Annotated in this window: 19 protein-coding genes; 11 read left to right on the forward strand and 8 right to left on the reverse strand. The window is 60.6% G+C overall.

Going from position 1 to position 18434, the window contains the following annotated elements; all coding sequences use genetic code 11:
- The first annotated feature begins 194 nt into the window (after positions 1-194).
- Positions 195-1745, forward strand: coding sequence for a trimethylamine methyltransferase family protein (locus Q1A63_RS07640; RefSeq protein ID WP_298969668.1), 1551 nt, complete (start codon positions 195-197; stop codon positions 1743-1745).
- Between the two features lie 5 nt (positions 1746-1750).
- Here Q1A63_RS07640 and Q1A63_RS07645 read toward each other — a convergent pair whose 3' ends face one another.
- Complete coding sequence (locus tag Q1A63_RS07645; protein WP_298969667.1) at positions 1751-2041, reverse strand: DUF6477 family protein; 291 nt, start codon at positions 2039-2041, stop codon at positions 1751-1753.
- Between the two features lie 390 nt (positions 2042-2431).
- Here Q1A63_RS07645 and Q1A63_RS07650 point away from each other — a divergent pair, with 390 nt between their 5' ends.
- The 3 genes from Q1A63_RS07650 to Q1A63_RS07660 all read left to right on the forward strand — a co-directional run bounded on the left by Q1A63_RS07650 (position 2432) and on the right by Q1A63_RS07660 (position 5052).
- The gene (locus Q1A63_RS07650; RefSeq protein WP_298969666.1) at positions 2432-3601 is read left to right on the forward strand and encodes a DUF6456 domain-containing protein; all 1170 of its coding nucleotides are present in this window, start codon (positions 2432-2434) and stop codon (positions 3599-3601) included.
- A gap of 194 nt (positions 3602-3795) precedes the next feature.
- Positions 3796-4755 (forward strand): lipoyl synthase, encoded by a 960-nt coding sequence (gene lipA / locus Q1A63_RS07655; protein WP_298969665.1) that lies wholly within the window; start codon positions 3796-3798, stop codon positions 4753-4755.
- Positions 4756-4827: 72 nt separating this feature from the next.
- Complete coding sequence (locus Q1A63_RS07660) at positions 4828-5052, forward strand: hypothetical protein (RefSeq protein WP_299631161.1); 225 nt, start codon at positions 4828-4830, stop codon at positions 5050-5052.
- Between the two features lie 12 nt (positions 5053-5064).
- On the opposite strand, the gene Q1A63_RS07665 is transcribed toward Q1A63_RS07660, so the two are convergent.
- The 3 genes from Q1A63_RS07665 to hpt form a co-directional block, all read right to left on the reverse strand.
- Positions 5065-5994, reverse strand: a complete 930-nt coding sequence (locus tag Q1A63_RS07665; protein ID WP_299631162.1) for a cytochrome c — start codon at positions 5992-5994, stop codon at positions 5065-5067.
- Entirely contained in the window at positions 5961-6443 is a 483-nt protein-coding gene (locus Q1A63_RS07670; RefSeq protein WP_299404566.1) for a cytochrome c, read from the reverse strand. Before Q1A63_RS07670 ends, Q1A63_RS07665 begins: the two co-directional genes overlap by 34 nt.
- Before the next feature lie 150 nt (positions 6444-6593).
- Entirely contained in the window at positions 6594-7136 is a 543-nt protein-coding gene (gene hpt, locus Q1A63_RS07675) for a hypoxanthine phosphoribosyltransferase (RefSeq protein ID WP_298969661.1), read from the reverse strand.
- A 69-nt stretch (positions 7137-7205) separates the two neighbouring features.
- Here hpt and Q1A63_RS07680 point away from each other — a divergent pair, with 69 nt between their 5' ends.
- Both Q1A63_RS07680 and Q1A63_RS07685 read left to right on the forward strand, forming a co-directional pair.
- Entirely contained in the window at positions 7206-7661 is a 456-nt protein-coding gene (locus Q1A63_RS07680; protein WP_298969660.1) for a type II toxin-antitoxin system RatA family toxin, read from the forward strand.
- A 1-nt stretch (position 7662) separates the two neighbouring features.
- Positions 7663-8976, forward strand: a complete 1314-nt coding sequence (locus tag Q1A63_RS07685) for an MmgE/PrpD family protein (RefSeq protein ID WP_299631163.1) — start codon at positions 7663-7665, stop codon at positions 8974-8976.
- Here Q1A63_RS07685 and Q1A63_RS07690 read toward each other — a convergent pair.
- Genes Q1A63_RS07690 through ispD form a run of 4 tightly spaced genes read right to left on the reverse strand, consistent with a single transcriptional unit; the run spans position 8962 to position 11051 of the window.
- Positions 8962-9426: a CinA family protein gene (locus Q1A63_RS07690; protein WP_298969658.1), complete on the reverse strand. Its 465-nt coding sequence runs from the start codon at positions 9424-9426 to the stop codon at positions 8962-8964. The two genes, Q1A63_RS07685 and Q1A63_RS07690, sit on opposite strands and share 15 nt — an antisense overlap.
- Positions 9423-9917: a phosphatidylglycerophosphatase A gene (locus Q1A63_RS07695; RefSeq protein ID WP_298970466.1), complete on the reverse strand. Its 495-nt coding sequence runs from the start codon at positions 9915-9917 to the stop codon at positions 9423-9425. The genes Q1A63_RS07690 and Q1A63_RS07695 overlap by 4 nt, the downstream gene beginning before the upstream one ends.
- Positions 9917-10396, reverse strand: coding sequence for a 2-C-methyl-D-erythritol 2,4-cyclodiphosphate synthase (ispF, locus tag Q1A63_RS07700; protein WP_298969657.1), 480 nt, complete (start codon positions 10394-10396; stop codon positions 9917-9919). The genes Q1A63_RS07695 and ispF overlap by 1 nt, the downstream gene beginning before the upstream one ends.
- Entirely contained in the window at positions 10386-11051 is a 666-nt protein-coding gene (gene ispD / locus Q1A63_RS07705) for a 2-C-methyl-D-erythritol 4-phosphate cytidylyltransferase (RefSeq protein ID WP_298969656.1), read from the reverse strand. The genes ispF and ispD overlap by 11 nt, the downstream gene beginning before the upstream one ends.
- Positions 11052-11230: 179 nt before the next feature.
- Between ispD and dusB the strand changes: the two genes are divergently transcribed.
- The 5 genes from dusB (at position 11231) to Q1A63_RS07730 (ending at position 18434) form a co-directional block, all read left to right on the forward strand.
- The gene (gene dusB, locus Q1A63_RS07710; RefSeq protein WP_298969655.1) at positions 11231-12214 is read left to right on the forward strand and encodes a tRNA dihydrouridine synthase DusB; all 984 of its coding nucleotides are present in this window, start codon (positions 11231-11233) and stop codon (positions 12212-12214) included.
- Entirely contained in the window at positions 12211-13287 is a 1077-nt protein-coding gene (locus tag Q1A63_RS07715) for an ATP-binding protein (protein WP_298969654.1), read from the forward strand. The genes dusB and Q1A63_RS07715 overlap by 4 nt, the downstream gene beginning before the upstream one ends.
- Positions 13288-13300: 13 nt before the next feature.
- Positions 13301-14665 (forward strand): response regulator, encoded by a 1365-nt coding sequence (locus Q1A63_RS07720; protein ID WP_298969653.1) that lies wholly within the window; start codon positions 13301-13303, stop codon positions 14663-14665.
- A 155-nt stretch (positions 14666-14820) separates the two neighbouring features.
- Positions 14821-17025, forward strand: coding sequence for a PAS domain-containing sensor histidine kinase (locus Q1A63_RS07725; protein ID WP_299631179.1), 2205 nt, complete (start codon positions 14821-14823; stop codon positions 17023-17025).
- Positions 17022-18434, forward strand: a complete 1413-nt coding sequence (locus Q1A63_RS07730; protein WP_298969652.1) for a sigma-54 dependent transcriptional regulator — start codon at positions 17022-17024, stop codon at positions 18432-18434. Before Q1A63_RS07725 ends, Q1A63_RS07730 begins: the two co-directional genes overlap by 4 nt.

An 18434-nucleotide genomic window follows, 5' to 3' on the forward strand; every position in this document is an offset into this window, starting at 1 on the left:
TGCTGATTAGGGGCGGCGCGGCCAAGTGGCAAGGGTCGGAATGGGGGCCAGCCCCCATACCCCCGGGATATTTTCGGCCAGAAGAAGCGGGCGGCGCGGCCAATGTCGCTTTTTTCCCTGCAAGGCCGCTATACGCATGAATGCAACCGTCGAATAGGGTAGCACCTGCTCAATAACCTACCGGGAGACGAAAGATGGCGGAAGCAGCAGAGCGTAGAGGTCGACGCGGGCGTGGTGGCGGCGGTGCGGCCCGACGCGCAGAGCGCAGCGCTGTGTCCTTTGAGACCGCCCGTTTCATCGAGCGCAACATTCCCAACTTCGAAGTCCTGACCGAGGAAGCGTTGGAAATCATCGAAACCAATGCCGAGATCGTGCTGGAAGAGGTTGGTGTCAATTTCGTGGAAAATCCGGCGGCTCTGCAACGGTGGCGGGATGCCGGCGCGGATGTCGATGGGGAGCGGGTGCGTATTCCGCGCGGGCTGGCGCGCCAGCTTTGTAAAACGGCACCTTCCAGCTACACGCAACATGCGCGCAACCCGGCGCGCACCGTGGAGGTCGGCGGGCGCAATCTGGTGTTGGCCCCGGTTTACGGCCCGCCTTTCGTGCGCGATGCGTTGGGGGGGCGTCGCTATGCGACGATGGAGGATTTCCGCAAATTCGTGAAGCTGGGCTATATGTCGAAATGGCTGCATCACTCCGGTGGCACGGTTTGTGAACCGACCGATCTGCCGGTGAACAAGCGCCACCTCGATATGCTGCAGGCGCATATGACGCTGAGCGACAAGCCCTTCATGGGGTCGGTGACGGAGCCTTCGCGCGCCCAGGATTCGGTGGACATGTGTGGGCTGCTGTTTGGCGAGGACTTCGTGCAGCAAAACACGGTAATGACCTCGCTGATCAACATCAACTCGCCGATGACTTTCGATGACGTGATGATGGGCGCGTTAGAGGTTTACGCCACGAACAATCAGGCCTGCATCATTTCGCCCTTTATTGTTGGCGGGGCGATGGCGCCGGTATCGGTGGCCGGGACCTTGACGCAGGTGCTGGCGGAGGTGCTGGCCGGAATTGCCTACAGCCAGCTGATACGTCCGGGCGCGCCGGTGATCATGGGCGCGTTCGTGACGTCGATCGACATGAACTCGGGTGCGCCGACATTTGGCACCCCCGAGGCGGCGCATATCACCTATGGAGCAGGGCAGTTGGCGCGGCGTCTTGGCTTGCCCTATCGCTCAGCCGGATCATTCTGCGGATCGAAGTTGCCCGATGCACAGGCCGCTTATGAGACCTCGAACAGCCTGAACATGGGGCTGCTGGCCGGGGTGAATTTCATGCTGCATTCCTGCGGCTGGCTTGAAGGCGGTTTGGTGTCATCCTTTGAGAAATTCGTGATGGATGCAGACCAGCTGGGCACGCTGCATCATCTGGCGCAGGGCGTGTCCATCGATGAAAACGCCCAGGCCATGGACGCCATTCGCGAGGTCGGCCCAGGGGGGCACTATCTGGGGTGCGAACATACGCAGAAGAACTTCCAGTCAGCGTTCTGGAAATCAGACCTCCTGGATTACAAGCCATTTGAAACCTGGGAAGATGAAGGCGCACGCGACACGCAAACTCTGGCCAGCCTGCGGGTCGAGAAGATGTTGGGTGACTATCAGCAGCCCGCGTTGGATCCTGCGATCAACGAGGCGATTTCCGATTTCGTTGCGCGTAAGAAATCCGAAGCCCCTGACAGCTTCATGTAGCCCTTTCAGGCAGCTTGCGAGGCGCGCAGCACGCGGGCTTCGCCCAGCATCGCGATCAGCACATCGACGTGGCGGATCAGGCTGTAGCTGGTGTCACCGCTGGTCCGTTGCGTGTTCAGATCTGCTTCGATCTCGATCAATCGGAACAGGGCAGAGCCATGTCTGGGTAGAACGCCATATCCCAAAAGGCGTGGCAGATGGACCGACCGCCGGTAGTCCTCAGCACCAATACGCGCCGCGCGCATCAGCAGTGGTGGACGTCGAATGGCGTGCAGCATTGAGAGCAGATCTTGCATTTTTGTATTCCTTTGTACCGTCTTTCCCCTGAGGACATTTCTGTCCTTCTGGTGTCGATACTACATGGACAATTTGCCTGTTGCGCAGGCCGGTCGATCCACGCTCGGAGGGTTTAGGAACTTGTTAACACTTTGAAGTGGAGGGGTTTTGTCGGTGGATCGCGCAAAGGCGCTTGGCGCGCGCGGCCCTCTGAACCCGCCCGGTCCATACTGTTGCGTTTGGCAATATTGGGGCGTTCGGAGGTTTAAATACTGTTTATAATTTAGAGACAATACTCGCTAAATCAGAAACTGTTAACGAACGGGTAACTAATTCCTCTTTAGGTTGTGTTGTATATTTTGGGATCAACCATAGTACAATATGACGCCGGTATCGATCAAATGAAAGAGATGGGACACACGCCATTGCAACCCTGCGATCCGAATACGGCTGTATTGCCCGATTGGGTCCCGGCAGCGGCGCAGGTCTACCTCGCTCATACCGAAGCAGGACTGCCGATCAGGGCGCTCGCGCGCGCGGCAGGCTGCCACGCCTCAACGATACTGCGCCAGATCCGGCGGGTTGAGACACGGCGTGACGATCCACTGGTTGATGCCGCCCTCAAGGCTTTGGGTGCTGCGCATTTTGTTCCCCGTTCTAACGCTGCTCTAGAGAACAAAAAGGACCTATCGCGCATGAGTTTTCAAGATCGTATCACGGCTCCGACGGATGCTGGAAACAACCCGCCCAGCGAAGCCTCTCTGCGCGCAGAAGGTGTGCGTGTTCTGCGCAGACTCTGTGAAAAGGGTGCCGTTCTGGCGGTTGCTGCGGAGATGGAAAAAGCGGTGATCGTCCGCGACGGGGCAGGTGCACAGGCCACGCGTACAGGCGTCGTGTCGCGCAAGATTGCCGAGGCCATGGCGCTGAAGGAATGGATTTCGGCCCAGACCTCCGGCAAGATCACCCGCTATACCATCACGCCGGCAGGGCGTGCTGCCCTTGAAGATCTGCTGGATAGTGATGGTAACACGACGGCTGGCGGTTTCGCCGAGGCGCCGGTTGATTTCGCGGAACAGCATCGCAGCTGGGGCGTGAAAACGGTACCGGATGTCGACACCGGTCGCCCGCGCCGGATGCGCTATAATCTGGCGGAAAGCCCGCTGACGGCGCTGGCGCGGCGGCGCGACAAGAACGGCGAAAACTTCCTCAGCGATGATCTGGTCACTGTTGGCGAACGGCTGCGCGAGGACTTTGAACTGGCGCAGATGGGGCCGCGCGTCGCGCAGAACTGGGACCGTTTTCTGACCTCCGGCGGGCGCGGCAGCTTTGTGCCCGACAGCGGTGTGGGCGATGGCCCTTCAAATGCGCGCAAACGTGTTGCGGATGCCTTGGCTGATCTAGGTCCCGGTCTGTCCGACGTTGTGCTGCGCTGCTGTTGCTATCTGGAAGGGTTGGAAACCGCGGAGAAAAAGCTGGGCTGGTCCGCGCGGTCCGGCAAGATCGTGCTGCGCATCGCGCTGATGCGGCTCAAGCGCCACTATGATGAGACCATCGGTCCGGGTGGACCGCTGATCGGTTAAACGGCAGAAAATCAGGCAAGAAAACTCACTTGAAAGGGCGTCCTCGTGGCGCCCTTTACTTTTTCAGTGCTTGTTTTTGCAAGGCAGCCATGCGGCCTGCGACGCGGGGGACTGTTGAAACACCACCCATAAGATGTCTACATAGGAAGCAACGAGGGGTGCCATGGGTGCCTGCTGTTAAAGGAGTGACCCATATGGCCCCGCGGGACCTCAAAATTCCAGAACAGCGCCATCCCGAAAAGGCGCGGCGCCCGGACAATCCGCAACCCAAAAAGCCCAGCTGGATTCGCGTCAAGGCGCCCGGCGGTCAGGGGTACGCCGAAACAGCGCGCATCATGCGCGAGAACAAGCTGGTGACAGTTTGCGAAGAGGCGGGATGTCCGAACGTCGGCGAATGCTGGAGCCAGGGCCACGCGACCATGATGATCATGGGCGAGGTCTGCACCCGCGCCTGCACCTTCTGTAATATTGCGACCGGCAAACCCCCCGAAGCGCTGGACGCATTTGAGCCAGGCCGCGTCGCCCATGCGGTGGAAAAGCTGGGCCTGAACCATGTGGTCATCACCTCGGTGGACCGCGACGATGTCGAAGACGGCGGGGCGGATCATTTCGCCCAGACGATTCGCGCCATCCGGCATCGCAGCCCGGACACCACCATCGAAATCCTGACGCCCGATTTTATCAAATGTGCCCCGGAGGCGCTGGAACTGGTCGTCGAAGCGCGCCCGGATGTCTTTAACCACAACCTTGAAACCGTGCCGGGCCTTTATCCCGAAGTGCGCCCCGGCGCGCGGTATTTTCATTCATTGCGCCTGTTGCAGCGGGTGAAAGAGCTCGACCCGTCGATGTTCACCAAATCCGGGATCATGGTGGGCTTGGGCGAAAACAAGCAGTCCGTGATGCAGGTGATGGAAGACATGCGCGCCGCGGACATCGATTTTCTGACCATCGGTCAGTACCTGCAGCCGACGCCGAAACACCATGCGGTGGATCGGTTCGTGCACCCCGACGAGTTTGCTGCTTATGAAAAAGCGGCCTATGGCAAGGGGTTCCTGATGGTCTCGGCAACACCGCTGACGCGGTCCTCCTATCACGCGGGCGATGATTTTGCGCAGCTGCGCGCGGCCCGGAATCGCAAGCTGGGGATCGCCTGACCGGGCGTGACGTAACGTCCGGTGGGGAAACGCGGCGCCGATTTCCCGTACAGAAAATCGTAAAAGTTGTATATGGCGGAGGAGCAAGTTCCTTTTTCGAAAGCCTATGATATGACCGATAACCATTGGGCTGTGTTTGCCCTTCGTGACATAAAGAAATCTCTCGACCGCAACCGATATGATGTGGCCTGCCATCATATTGACGATGCCATCCACGCGATTTTCGCACGTGATGCGCAAAGCGAAAAACCACGTCGTACGCGACCGATCCCGATGGGCGAATCGTCCAACATCTGACGGGGTCTGTGCTCAGGGGATCGCGGGTACCGCTTGTAGGTAAGCAGCCAGTGCCGCGCGGTCTTCTGCGGGCAGCAGCGCGAGGTTTTCAATCACCTCTGCCATCTCGCCGCCCGCGCTGTCGTAATCCGGTGTGAATCCGCTGGTGAAATACGCAATAAGATCCGCCTCGGACCAATCCAGATCTGACGGCGTGATGTTTGGGATGCGACCTTTTCCGGATGGATTAGGGGCACCTGCGAGCCACCTGCCGGTGTTCAGCCCGCCCAAGGCATTGCGTTCCGTGTGGCATTCGGTGCAATGCGCCAGCGCTTCGGTCAGGTAACGCCCGCGTTCCACCTCCGGGCTCAACGTGCCGGTGATATGGTAGTCATCGCTGACAAAGAGATGTTTCCAGACGCCAAGCGTGCGGCGGATTGAAAACGGAAATCCGACGTCATGGTCGCGGCTGGGGGTCTGCGCGGTGGGCAGGGTTTTCATATAGGCAAAAAGATCCACGACATCCTGCGCGGTCATCTTGCTATATGCCGCATAGGGGAAGGCGGGGTAGTAATGCGCGCCCTCGGGGGACACGCCTTTGGTCAGTGCAACGGCAAACTCATCCTGTGTCCACTGTCCGATGCCGGCCTGCGGATCCGGCGAGATATTCGGCGCGTAGAATGTGCCGAAATCGCTGGGGAACGCGTGGCCCCCCGCCAGCACCAGTTTGTTTTCCGCGCTGGCATCGGGGGCTTTGTGGCACGAGGCGCAGCCCCCCGCCGCAAAGACCAGCGCGCCAGCCTCGACATCCCCAGCAGAGGTACCCGCGAAATCCGGCGGTGTCCTGTCCGGCGTTGTTATGCCCCAGAACACCAGACCGGCGGCGCAGACTGCCAGCACCAGACCCGTAAACAACCGCATCGATGCGATCAGTTCTTGGGACCGCGATAGGCCTTGTGGCATGTCCCGCAGGAATCGCCGAGCGCCTTCATCTGCGCCTGAAGCGACGCAAGATCTGTGCCGGCAGCGGTCACCATATCGGCTGATGCTGCCTCAAGACCGGCGGCAGCCTTTTCAAAACCCGCTGCATCCGTCCAGATGTCCGCCTTGGCGCGGGTGCCTTCGACCGTGCCCTGAACGGATCCTTCGAGCCACAGAATGCTGCGGTCCAGTTTCGCAACAGCTGCGAGGGTCGAGGCCGCCGCCGTGGCCGCCGCAGCATCATAGGGGGTTTCGCCCTTGGCCATCGCGCCCAGCAGGCCGGTGTTATAGCCCACCAATGTCATCTGCGCTTTGCGGGCCTTGATGGCATCTTCGAGGGCTTTGTTTGAATGACCGTCGCCGATGGCCGTACCCGCCACGGCGGTCAGCGCCAATGCAGCCACGAGCGGTAGGGTGAGGGATCGTTTCATTCTCTATCTCCTTGCAGGACAATGGATACGTTAAAGCGAGCCCCTGCGCACATCAGGCCTCTAGGATACTATACGCTTAGATTGGGTGATTTATTCAACGCCCAGATCACAATTCTGCGTGACCTGAGCCGATTGATCACAAGGGGCGCATTATTTTTCCGCGAAGCGGACCTTGCCGATATAGGGCAGGTTGCGGTTGCGTTGCGCAAAATCGATGCCGTAGCCCACGACGAATTCGTCCGGAATCTCAAAGCCGGTCCAGTTCGCCTTGAAGTCCACCTCGCGGCGGCTGGGCTTGTCGAGCAGGGCGATGGACTTCAACCGCGCGGGCAGGCGGCTTTCCAGCAGATGGGTGACGTGGTTCAGCGTGTGGCCGGTGTCGACAATGTCCTCAACCACCAGCACATCGCGACCTTCAATGGCGCCGCGCAGGTCTTTGAGAATACGCACTTCGCGGGTGCTTTCCATGCCGTCGCCATAGCTGGAGGCTTCCAGGAAATCGACCTCGATGGGCAGGTCCAGCTCGCGCACGAGATCCGCGATGAACACGAAACTACCCCGCAACAGGCCCACAACAACCAGCTTGTCCGTCCCGGCAAATTCGGTCTGGATTTCGCGACAAAGGTCTTCGATACGTGCGGCAATCGCCTTGGCAGAGATCATTTCGTCTATGACATAAGGACGCGTGGGCATGTGTTAGACCTTGATATTGAGCGGCGGAAATAGGACATGGATGGCTAACCTTCACAAACTGACAAATCAATGCCTACGCACTCCGAGACCCGAAAACTTCCCTACACAGCGCAGCAAATGTACGATCTTGTGGCCGATGTGGCGCGCTATCCTGAGTTTTTGCCATGGTGTTCTGCGGCGCGGGTGAAGTCGGTCACGCCGCATGGGGACGCCGAAATCATGGAGGCGGATCTGGTGATCAGCTTCAAGGTCTTTCGCGAAAGGTTCACCAGCCGCGTGGAACTCATGCCGGGGGACAAGAAGATCGACACCGAATATCTGGACGGTCCCTTTCGTTACATGAAATCCAATTGGGGGTTTCGTGATGTTGAGGGGGGCTGCGAGGTCAGCTTCTTTGTCGATTTTGCCTTTCGGAACATGATCCTGCAGCGTCTGATCGGTGTTGTGTTCAATGAAGCGATGCAGCGGATTGTGCGTGCTTTCGAGGCACGCGCCGAAGCGCTTTACGGCAAGGAAACCGCCTGAAATGCCTGGCGGCGCAATGACGGGGATCACCGATCAACTGATTGATTTTAAAAGTTATTCGGTGGATGGCGCGGCGCGCGATATGATGCGGCTGTCGCTCTTTGATTGGGCGGCCTGTGGCATTGCCGGTGCGGATGATCCTGAATTCACAGGGTTTCGCACAGCGATGATCGCGCAAGGGGGCGTGGCCGAGGTGACCGTGTTGGGCGGGGGTGCGGTGCCTGCAGCCAACGCGGCGCTGATCAATGGCACCTTGAGCCACGCGCTGGATTTTGACGACACCCATTTTGCGCATATTGGGCACCCTTCCGTGGCGGTGGTGCCTGCTGCTCTGGCGCTTGCGGAACAACAGAATCTGGATTTTGAAACCTTTCTGGAGGCCGCTTTGATTGGGGTCGAGGCCTCCATTCACGTGGGTCTTTGGCTGGGTCGTGATCACTATGAGGTCGGGTTTCATCAGACCGCAACGGCAGGTGCCTTTGGCGCAACGCTGGCAGCGGCGCGCTTGCTGCGGCTGTCACCGGATCAGACGCGGCATGCCCTGGGCTTATGCGCTTCACTGGCCTCTGGCGTCAAAGCTCAATTCGGCACCGGCGGCAAACCTTTGAACGCCGGACTTGCGGCGCGTAGCGGTGTGGAGGCCGGTCTGTGGGCGCAAAGCGGGGTGACCGCAGCGGCTGATGGTCTGGCCGGTCCGCTAGGATTTGGCGCGACCCATCACGGTGCCGGCGACACCAGCTCTCTGGCCACGCTGGGTCAGGCGCCCTGGCAAATACTGTCGATAAGCCACAAGTTCCACGCCTGTTGTCACGGGTTGCACGCGACGCTGGATGCTCTGAGTTCTATTACCGTCGCCCCCCAAAGCATTGAAAAAATAGAGATTAAAACGCATCCGCGCTGGATGTCTGTCTGTAACAAGCCCGATCCCGAAACCGGCCTGGCGGCAAAATTCAGCTATCGGCACACCGCGGCCATGGCGCTGTTGGGCAAATCGACCGCACAGCGTGAGATGTTCACCGACACACTCGCCACTGATCCTGAGCTCAGAGCGATGCGGCAGAAGGTCAGTGTGGAGGCCGACGCGCAATTGTCCGAGATGCAGGCGGAGGTTGCGATCACGCTCAACACGGGTGAAACGCTCCGCGTGGCGCATGATCTGGCCGCGCCGATCACCCTAGAGCAGCGCAAAGAGAAACTGCGCGCGAAGGCGGCGGGCCTGTTGGGAGAAACTCGGGCGTATCCGCTTTGGCAGAGCGTTCAGGACGGCGACATGGCCGGTTTTACGGCCGCATTGCGTGGATCAGAGCGCGGATAATATCAGTCGTAACGCGTGATCCCGCGCGGCCCTGCGCACCTTGTCGCGGCCCAAGGCGCCAAATTCAACGGTTTCGGTGCGCACTTGTGATCCATCCGCCAGCCCGAAACAGACGCGCCCTTCAGGTTTGTGATCCGATCCGCCCGGACCGGCGATTCCGGTCACGGAAATCGCGATCTGAGCGTGGGAGGCCGCCAAAGCACCCTGCGCCATTTCTGCGGCCACCTCTTCGGAAACGGCACCATGGGCCGCCAGCGTGTCGGGTTTGACGCCCAGCAATTCCGTTTTGGCCGCGTTTGTGTAGGTCACGAAGCCGCGTTCGACAACCGCGGAGGAGCCCGCAATATCCGTGAGCGCCGCGGTGACCATACCACCGGTGCAGCTTTCTGCGGCAGCAATCATTTTGCCGAGATATGAGGCTTTTTCAATGAGTTCCGACGCAACGCTCATGTCAACAGGCCGTGGTAGAGACCCGCCAGAACCAAGACCCCGAGGGCGGCGAATACGCCCGCGATCACATCGTCCAGCATCACGCCCAGGGCATCACCGCGCCGGTCTGCCCAGCCCACGGGCCCCGGTTTGAGGATGTCGAAAAACCGAAAGAGCACAAAGGCGGCGATCCAGCCGGGCCACATGGCCAGCACGTTGATCCCCATTGACCAGGCGGCGTAGGAGAGCGGCAGGAGCGCGATCCACTGGCCGACAAGCTCATCCACAACGATCTCCGAGGGGTCGTGATCTTTGCTGCCGCGGGTCATCTGCGCAGTCGCCCACCAGCCTTTGAGAAATGCTGCGACGACCCCCAAAAGCAGCAATGGAAACCCGCCCAGAATATGCAAAAGCCAAGCCCAGGGCAGGGCCACAAGGGACCCCCAGGTGCCCGGCGCCGGACGGATGTAACCCACCCCCAGAACGGTCCCGATCAGCTTCGCCATCCCCATCATGATTTCACCAGAGCGGCCGTGGCGATACAGGCAATCCCTTCACCGCGCCCGGTGAACCCGAGCCGTTCTGAGGTGGTGGCCTTCACCGACACGCGTGCGGGATCAAGCCCCATGATATCGGCAACACAGCCCCGCATCTTTTGCGCGTGCGGGCCGATCTTTGGGAATTCGCAGATTAGCGTGCAATCGACGTTGGAAATGTCAAAACCCATGCCATGCGCGAGGACCACGGCATGTTTTAAAAACACGTCGCTGGCGGCCCCTTTCCACTGCGGATCGCTTGGGGGGAAGTGCTGGCCGATGTCTCCCTCCGCCAGGGCACCGTAAATCGCATCGGTGATCGTGTGCAGCGCCACGTCGGCATCCGAATGCCCGACAAGCCCCTGATCATGCGGGATTTTCACGCCGCAGAGGATAACATGGTCGCCTGGCCCGAAGGCATGCACGTCAAATCCATTGCCAAGTCTAATGTCCATCGCTGGCCCTCAGGATGCGTTCTGCCCGCTCGAAGTCCTCGGGCAATGTGATTTTCAGATTGTCCTCGCTGCCGCGCGTGATGGCAACCGTAAGACCCGCGCGACGGGCAAGGGCGACATCATCTGCGGCCCCATCCGGGAACGCCCGATGCGCCGCGAGAATGGCATCGAGATCGAACCCCTGAGGCGTCTGCGCGCGGTAGAGCGCGCTGCGGTCCACCGTCTCTGCCACGGCGCCGTTTTCACCGCGCCAAAGCGCATCGACAACAGCGACCGCCGGGGCCGCCGCTGGCCCGGAGCGCAGCGCGTCGATGACGCCATCAATAACCGCACGTGATACACAGGGCCGCGCGGCATCATGGATCAACACCTGATCACAGGCCCCCTCCAGAACCTGCAAGCCTGCCAGCACCGAAGCGCTGCGGGTCTCGCCCCCGGTGACAATTTCCGCAGGCGGCGTCGCAGGCCAGCAATCGGTAGCGATGTCATCGGCATGCAGCACCAGAACCAGACGCTCGATGCCCGGATGTGACGCGAATGCCTGCAGGGCGAATTGCGTGCTGGTTTGGCCCGCCAGGGGCCGCCATTGCTTGGGCGTGCCGCCGCCCGCGCGTGCGCCGCGACCTGCCGCAACGATGACCGCGCCAATTTTCATATGCCTTGGGCCTTCTTCATATCCCGTGTCTAGGGCTTTGCAGAAGCGGAGGCAATTGGCGGGTGGGTGTGATTAAAAAATAGGCAGTGAGCCATTAGTCGTGATCGCAAGAGCGCTGATATATTGAGAGAAACCTGCTACATTGATACACCAATGACACTTGCCTAAGGATTAAGCATTTGCCCGCAGTTACCCCGCCATTCGATCTGACGCCGCCGGTGATGCTGGCGCCCATGGCAGGAATCACCGATTTGCCGTTCCGGAATTTGGTCGCGTCCTTCGGCGCGGGTCTGGTGGTTTCGGAAATGGTCGCAAGCCATGACATGTTGAATGCACGCCCCGGCAGCCGGGAGAAAGCGGAGCTGGGGTTGGGTCATGTGGGCACCGCGGTGCAACTGGCGGGTCGGGAAGCCGCCCCCATGGCGGAAGCTGCGCGGATGGTCGAAGGGCAGGGCGCACAGGTGATCGACATCAATATGGGGTGTCCGGCCAAGAAGGTGACACAGGGCTATTCCGGTTCTGCCCTGATGCGCACGCCCGATCATGCGCTGACCCTGATCGAGGCAGTGGTGAAGGCGGTTAAGATACCGGTGACGCTGAAAACCCGCCTGGGCTGGGATGACCGGATGCGCAATGCGCCGGAGATCGCGCGCCGGGCGGAGGCAGCCGGGATCACGATGATCACCATCCACGGACGGACGCGGTGCCAATTCTACAAGGGCGCCGCAGATTGGGCCGCTATCCATGAGGTGAAAAATGCAGTCGCGATTCCGGTGATCGCAAATGGCGACATTATCGACAGCACATCGGCCCGGCGGGCCATGGCGCTTTCGGGGGCCGATGGGATCATGGTGGGCCGCGGTGCGCGCGGCAAGCCATGGCTGTTGGCAGAGATCGCCCATAGGCTTTTTGGCACAGCAGCGCCAGGCATTCCGACCGGTGCCGATTTTGCGGCCATGGTGCAAGCGCATTACGAGGCGATGATCGCCTTTTACGGTCCGGAATTGGGGCTGCGGGTGTCCCGCAAACATCTCGGCTGGTACATGGATACCTGCAAAACCCCGGATGATCTGCGGCGCGCCGTTCTGACGGGCGCGCGTGTTGATAAGACGTTGTCGCTGATCGGGCAGGCCTGCATGCCCAGCGATTTGGTGGCTGCATGAACTCGGACCGCGCGATTTGGGCAAGCCTGCCGGTGCCAACGCTGATCATCGGACCGGATGACAAGATCGTCGACATCAATTCGGCTGCCGAAGGCTTTCTGAACGTCTCGGCCAAATCCGTGCGTGGCATTCCCGTCTGGGATCAGATTGCGGTGAATGATCCGCTGGAGACCGCCTTCGTGCGGGCGCGCGATACCAACACGCCGCTTTTCGTGAACGATGTGGATGTGGGCAGCGGTCAGCGCGCGCCGATGCAATCCGATTTGCAGGTTGCACCCTTGGTTGGGCATTCCGAGCACATGATCCTGATGATCTCACCGCGCGAGCTGGCCGGGCGGATGACGCAGAACCATTCGGTCAAATCGGCGGCCAAATCCGCGATTGGCATGGCCGAAATGCTGGCCCATGAGATCAAGAACCCGCTGGCGGGCATCACCGGGGCCGCCCAGTTGCTGAGCATGAACCTGGGCGCGGATGATCTGGAACTCACCGATCTGATCGTCGAGGAAAGCCGCCGGATCGTGAAGTTGCTGGGGCAGGTGGAGCAGTTTGGCAATCTCTCGATGCCGGATTTCCAACCGGTGAACGTGCATGACGTTCTGGACCGTGCGCGTCGGTCCGCGCTGCTCGGCTTTGGCGCGCATATGAAGATCATCGAGGATTATGACCCCTCCCTGCCGCTGGCGTTGGGGGATCCTGATCAACTGCTGCAGGTGGTGTTGAACCTGTTGAAAAACGCCTCCGAGGCGACCGAAGGCGAGGCGGGCACCATCAGGCTGCACAGCTATTATGAGCATTCGTTTCGTCTGCGCCGGGCTGATGGGTCCGGTCAGTCACTGCCCCTGCAGATAGAGATCATCGATGACGGCCCGGGCCTGCCCGAAAGCATCAAGGGTGATGTGTTCGATCCGTTTGTATCGGGGCGTGAAAACGGAACGGGGCTCGGCCTCGCATTGGTGAGCAAGATCGTGTCGGACCACAGTGGCTGGATTTCAGTCACCTCTGTGCCCGGTAGAACAGTATTTCGGATTTCCCTGCCCCGCGCACCCAAAGGTGCGGCGCAAGACTTGTGAAGGAGAGCTAACGATGGACGGTACGGTATTGGTTGCAGATGACGACAGAACGATCAGGACCGTTCTGACACAGGCCCTGACGCGCGCCGGGTGCAAGGTACATGCGACCTCCAGCCTGACCACGCTGATGCGATGGGTGGGCGAGGGTAAAGGCGATGTCGTGATCTCTGACGTGATGATGCCTGATGGGAACGGTCTGGAGATGCTGCCCAAGATCGCGGATGACCGGCCCGGTCTGCCGGTGATCGTGATTTCAGCACAGAACACCATCATGACCGCCATTCAGGCAGCAGAGGCGGAGGCCTATGACTACCTGCCCAAACCCTTCGACCTGCCGGACCTGATGAAGCGAACAGCGCGCGCGCTGGAAACACGACCGCAAAACCGACGGCTGCCCGAGGACGCCAATACCCGCCCTGACGAATTGCCTCTGGTAGGCCGTACGGCGGTGATGCAGGCGCTTTACCGGGTGGTGGCGCGGGTGATGAACACGGATCTGCCGGTGCTGATCTGGGGCGAATCCGGGACCGGGAAGTCCCTGATCGCGCGCGCCATCCACGATTTCTCGGACCGGCGCAGTCTGCCCTTCATCACCGCCTCGATCGAAGAGCTGCAGGATCTTGAGGGGCCTGCGCGGCTGTTGGCGCGGGTGAAGGGGGGCACGCTTCTGGTCGAAGAGATCGCCGATCTCCCCGCTGAGTTGCAAGCGCGGCTGGTCCATATGATGGACACGCCCGGCGAATATTCCCCGCGGTTCCTCGCCACCAGCCAGTCGGATCTGAACGCCGCGATGGAGGCGGGGCAGATGCGCAAGGACCTCTATTACCGGCTGAGTGGTGCCACCCTAACCGTGCCGGCGCTGCGGGAGCGTGTCGATGACATTCCCATCCTTGCGGATCACTTTCTGGCCAAGGCGGAGGCGTCGGGGGCGGCGCCACGTGAATTGTCGCGGGAAGCTGCCGAGATTTTCCGCAACTACAGTTGGCCCGGCAACGTGCGCCAGCTGGAAAACGCGGTCCGTCGCCTGGGTCTGACCAGCCGCGCCGCCGAAATCTCCGCCAGTGAGGTGGAGCAGGTCCTGGGCGCGCAGCCGGATCTTGAACCGATGCGCGCCTCGGGAAACACCGAAAAGCTGGGCGCGTCAGTGGAGCGTCATTTGCGGCGCTACTTCGACCTGCACGGGAATATGCTGCCCCCAGCCGGGCTCTACGCGCGGATTTTGCGCGAAGTTGAGGGGCCACTGATCGAAATTGCGCTCGAAGCAACCGGCGGAAATCAGGCGAAATGCGCTGATTTGCTTGGAATAAATCGAAATACCCTGCGAAAAAAGATTACCGACCTCGATATTGAGGTGACACGGCGCCGAAAATTGATGTAAAACTGCCACACAAAGCGTGGCCGATTGGGGACACCCCTGCTCAGGACCACAAAATAGAGCGGTACGGTGCCTTGGCGCCACATCATAAGTGAGGGCATCGGGTGAACCCCCGTGTAGAAAGGTCACTATGGCTGCGGCTGGGGCGTTTGCGCCGGATGCGCCGCATGCGGAACTTCACAACCCTGGGCCTTGTCGTTCTGGGGCCGCTTTTGGCGCTTTCGACCTATCTCGTGCTCGGTCCGGTGGGGCAAGCGGGCAATACGCTCGGGCTGCGCCTGATCCTGCTTGCCGATTTGGTCTATATCCTCGTTGTCGCCGCTCTTGTGCTGGCCCAGGTCGGGCGATTGATCGCGGCGCGGCGGGCAAAATCAGCCGGGTCCCGGCTGCACCTGCGCCTGACCGGGGTCTTTGCCTTGATGGCCCTGATCCCCACGGTGACCGTGGCGATTTTTGCCGGTCTCACGATCAGCGTGGGGCTTGAGGGGTGGTTTTCGGACCGGGTGCGCGAGGTGGTCGGCAGCTCGCTTGCCGCCGCACAGGCCTATGAGGCTGAACAGCAGATCGATCTTGCCGAGGATGCGCTGGCCCTGGCACGCAGCCTGAATGAGGCGCGCCGCACCGGTATCAATGTGTCCGACAGTGAATTGCTGGGCGAGGGGCAGCGGCAAATCCAGCGCGGATTGCGCGAGGCCTATCTGATTGACGGCACCGGCGACATTCGGGCGCGGGGCGACCGATCTTATCTTTTCGATTTTGAGAAACCGACACAACAGCAACTGCTTGATGCAGATGAGCAAGAAGTGCTGGTCATCGAAGATTGGGCCAACAGCGAATTCCGCGCCATCGTGCGCCTCTCCGCCTTTGTCGACCGGTTCCTTTACATCAGCCGCGATGTCGATGGCGAAATCCTGTCGCTGCTGGATGAAACGCAGGAAACCGTGCGGCTCTACCAGCAACTCGAAAGCGAACGTGGGCGGCTGCTTTTTGATTTTGTGCTGCTTTATCTGGCCTTTGCGGTGATCCTGATCCTGGCGGCGATCTGGCTGGGCCTGTGGTTCGCGGAACGTCTGTCCGTGCCCGTGGGGCGTCTGACCGGAGCCGCGCAGCAGGTCGGTGCGGGCGATCTCGATGTGCAGGTCCGCGAAGAGGAGGGCGATGATGAGATCGCCATGCTGGGGCGGTATTTCAACCAGATGACCAAGCAGTTGAAGGCGCAGCGCGAAACGCTGGTGGAAAACACCGAACAGATTGAACGCCGGCGGCGCCTCTTTGATTCCGTGCTGAGTTCCGTGACCTCCGGGGTCGTTGGGCTCGATCCGCAGGGACGGGTCACCTTCGTGAATAAATCCGCTGAACGATTGCTGGATTGGCAGGCGGGGCAGGAATCGCTCTCGCTCAAGGTGGCGGTGCCGGAGTTCGGGCCGATTTTTGAGACAATCACCCAGCCACATTACGAAGTGGCGCAGGGCGAGGTCAAAGTCACCCGGCAGAGGCGCTCGGAAAACCTGCTGGTGCGCATGGCCAAGCGGCGCTCGCAGGACGGTGCGCTGGAAGGCTATGTGGTCTCCTTTGACGATGTCACCGATCTGGTCAGCGCGCAGCGGATGGCGGCCTGGGGCGACGTCGCCCGGCGGATTGCGCATGAGATCAAGAACCCGCTGACCCCGATCCAATTGTCCGCTGAGCGGATCAAGCGCAAGTTTTCCCCGAAAGTGGGGGAGGACAGCGAGACGCTGGAACAGATGACCGATGTGATCGTGCGGCAAACCGGCGATCTGCGCCGCATCGTTGATGAGTTTTCCAAATTTGCCCGGATGCCGGAACCGGACCGCAAGGCGTCGAACCTGACGGATCTGGTGCGCGATGCGGTTCTGCTTCAGCAGACCGGACAGCCCGATGTAAAGATCGACGCCGCCCTGCCGGATCGTGCGGTGACCGCTGATCTTGATGCGACGATGATCAGCCAAGCCTTGACAAACTTGATCAAGAACGCCGGGGAAGCCATTGAAACCCTGAGTAAAAATGGCGTGCCAGATGGACATGTTCCGACCATTCAGATCCGGTTGAGCGTCGAGGACGATCGCGCCCGGATCACGATTGCGGATAATGGGATCGGCCTGCCCGAAGACCGAGCGCGGCTTTTTGAACCCTATGTGACAACCCGAAGCGAGGGCACCGGTCTTGGCCTGCCCATCGTGAAAAAGATTATCGAAGAGCACGGCGGCAGCCTGTCGCTCGAAGATGCACCGGCCTTTGACGGCCAGACCCACGCGGGCGCCATGGCAGTGATCACGCTGCCCTGTACAAGCGGCGCCGCAGAAACCGAACTCTCCCCAGTGCTGGAAGGAAATGACCCATGAGCGATATTCTCATTGTAGACGACGAGCGTGACATCCGGGAACTGATCTCGGACATCCTGATTGACGAGGGGTTTGCCACACGATTGGCCGGGAATTCGGATGATGCGATGGCGGCGATCAACGCCGAAGCGCCCGCGCTGATCATCCTGGACATCTGGCTGAAAGACAGCCGCATGGATGGCATCGATATCCTCAAGACGGTCAAACGCGACAATCCGGATGTGCCGGTGGTGATCATTTCCGGGCATGGCAATATCGAGATCGCGGTGGCGGCGATCAAACAGGGGGCCTACGATTTTATCGAAAAGCCCTTCAACATTGATCAGCTGCTGGTGGTGATCCGGCGGGCGATGGAAACTTCACGCCTGCGCCGCGAGAACCAGAGCCTGCGGCGGCGCGATGTCACCAGATCGGAGATGATCGGCACCTCGGCGGCCTTCCGGGCGCTGGTCAGTCAATTGGACAAGGTGACCAAATCCAACGGTCGGGTGATGCTGACGGGCCCCGCGGGTTGCGGTAAAGAGGTGGCCGCGCGCTACATTCACGCCAACTCCAACCGCGCCTCGGCGCCCTTTGTCACGGTCAATTGCGCCGGGGTGGCACCGGAGCGGATGGAAGAGGTGCTCTTTGGCCGCGAGACCGCAGAGCGCGGCGTGGAACCGGGGCTGCTCGAAGAGGCGCACGGTGGTGTGATCTACTTTGACGAAGTTGCCGATATGCCGGTGGGCACCCAGTCAAAAATTCTGCGCGTCCTGGTCGATCAGCAGTTTCAGCGCGTGGGCGGTAATGACAAGGTGCGTGTGGATCTGCGGGTGATCTCCTCGACCAACCGCGATCTGGAGCAGGCGATTGTGGCCGGGACCTTCCGCGAGGAGCTCTACCACCGTCTCAACGTCGTGCCGATTGCTGTGCCGTCACTGGAAGAGCGGCGCGAGGACATTCCGGCGCTGGCGGCGCATTTCATTGCGGAAATGAACGCGGTGCAGGGTCTGCCGATCCGCGAGATCAGCGAAGATGCAGAAGCGCTGATGCAGACCATGATCTGGCCTGGCAATGTGCGTCAGTTGAAAAACCTGGTGGAGCGGGTGCTGATCCTGGGCGATGAGAACGGCGCCATCGAGGCGCGCGAACTGCCCGGCGTTGAAGAGGGCAGCGATGACGAGAACCGCGTGGTCTTGTCCGGGGCCTTGGCGACGCTGGCGTTGCGGGAGGCGCGTGAGGCGTTTGAGCGTGAATACCTGCTGACCCAGATCAACCGCTTTGGCGGTAACATTTCCCGCACGGCGAATTTCGTCGGCATGGAACGCTCAGCCCTGCACCGGAAGCTGAAGTCTCTGGGCGTGGTGACCTCGGCAAAATCCGGCACCCGGGTCGCGCATGTGGATGAGGAGGCGGACGCCGCCGAGTAA

This window comes from uncultured Roseobacter sp. (assembly GCF_947499265.1).
GTDB lineage: Bacteria > Pseudomonadota > Alphaproteobacteria > Rhodobacterales > Rhodobacteraceae > Roseobacter.

Excerpts from the sequence above, each read along its gene's own strand:
- Q1A63_RS07640 (WP_298969668.1), top strand. The coding sequence starts at position 195 with ATGGCGGAAGCAGCAGAGCGTAGAGGTCGACGCGGGCGTGGTGGCGGC.
- Q1A63_RS07645 (WP_298969667.1), bottom strand. The coding sequence starts at position 2,041 with ATGCAAGATCTGCTCTCAATGCTGCACGCCATTCGACGTCCACCACTG.
- Q1A63_RS07650 (WP_298969666.1), top strand. The coding sequence starts at position 2,432 with ATGGGACACACGCCATTGCAACCCTGCGATCCGAATACGGCTGTATTG.
- lipA (WP_298969665.1), top strand. The coding sequence starts at position 3,796 with ATGGCCCCGCGGGACCTCAAAATTCCAGAACAGCGCCATCCCGAAAAG.
- Q1A63_RS07660 (WP_299631161.1), top strand. The coding sequence starts at position 4,828 with ATGGCGGAGGAGCAAGTTCCTTTTTCGAAAGCCTATGATATGACCGAT.
- Q1A63_RS07665 (WP_299631162.1), bottom strand. The coding sequence starts at position 5,994 with ATGCCACAAGGCCTATCGCGGTCCCAAGAACTGATCGCATCGATGCGG.
- Q1A63_RS07670 (WP_299404566.1), bottom strand. The coding sequence starts at position 6,443 with ATGAAACGATCCCTCACCCTACCGCTCGTGGCTGCATTGGCGCTGACC.
- hpt (WP_298969661.1), bottom strand. The coding sequence starts at position 7,136 with ATGCCCACGCGTCCTTATGTCATAGACGAAATGATCTCTGCCAAGGCG.
- Q1A63_RS07680 (WP_298969660.1), top strand. The coding sequence starts at position 7,206 with ATGCCTACGCACTCCGAGACCCGAAAACTTCCCTACACAGCGCAGCAA.
- Q1A63_RS07685 (WP_299631163.1), top strand. The coding sequence starts at position 7,663 with ATGCCTGGCGGCGCAATGACGGGGATCACCGATCAACTGATTGATTTT.
- Q1A63_RS07690 (WP_298969658.1), bottom strand. The coding sequence starts at position 9,426 with ATGAGCGTTGCGTCGGAACTCATTGAAAAAGCCTCATATCTCGGCAAA.
- Q1A63_RS07695 (WP_298970466.1), bottom strand. The coding sequence starts at position 9,917 with ATGGGGATGGCGAAGCTGATCGGGACCGTTCTGGGGGTGGGTTACATC.
- ispF (WP_298969657.1), bottom strand. The coding sequence starts at position 10,396 with ATGGACATTAGACTTGGCAATGGATTTGACGTGCATGCCTTCGGGCCA.
- ispD (WP_298969656.1), bottom strand. The coding sequence starts at position 11,051 with ATGAAAATTGGCGCGGTCATCGTTGCGGCAGGTCGCGGCGCACGCGCG.
- Q1A63_RS07715 (WP_298969654.1), top strand. The coding sequence starts at position 12,211 with ATGAACTCGGACCGCGCGATTTGGGCAAGCCTGCCGGTGCCAACGCTG.
- Q1A63_RS07720 (WP_298969653.1), top strand. The coding sequence starts at position 13,301 with ATGGACGGTACGGTATTGGTTGCAGATGACGACAGAACGATCAGGACC.
- Q1A63_RS07725 (WP_299631179.1), top strand. The coding sequence starts at position 14,821 with ATGCGCCGCATGCGGAACTTCACAACCCTGGGCCTTGTCGTTCTGGGG.
- Q1A63_RS07730 (WP_298969652.1), top strand. The coding sequence starts at position 17,022 with ATGAGCGATATTCTCATTGTAGACGACGAGCGTGACATCCGGGAACTG.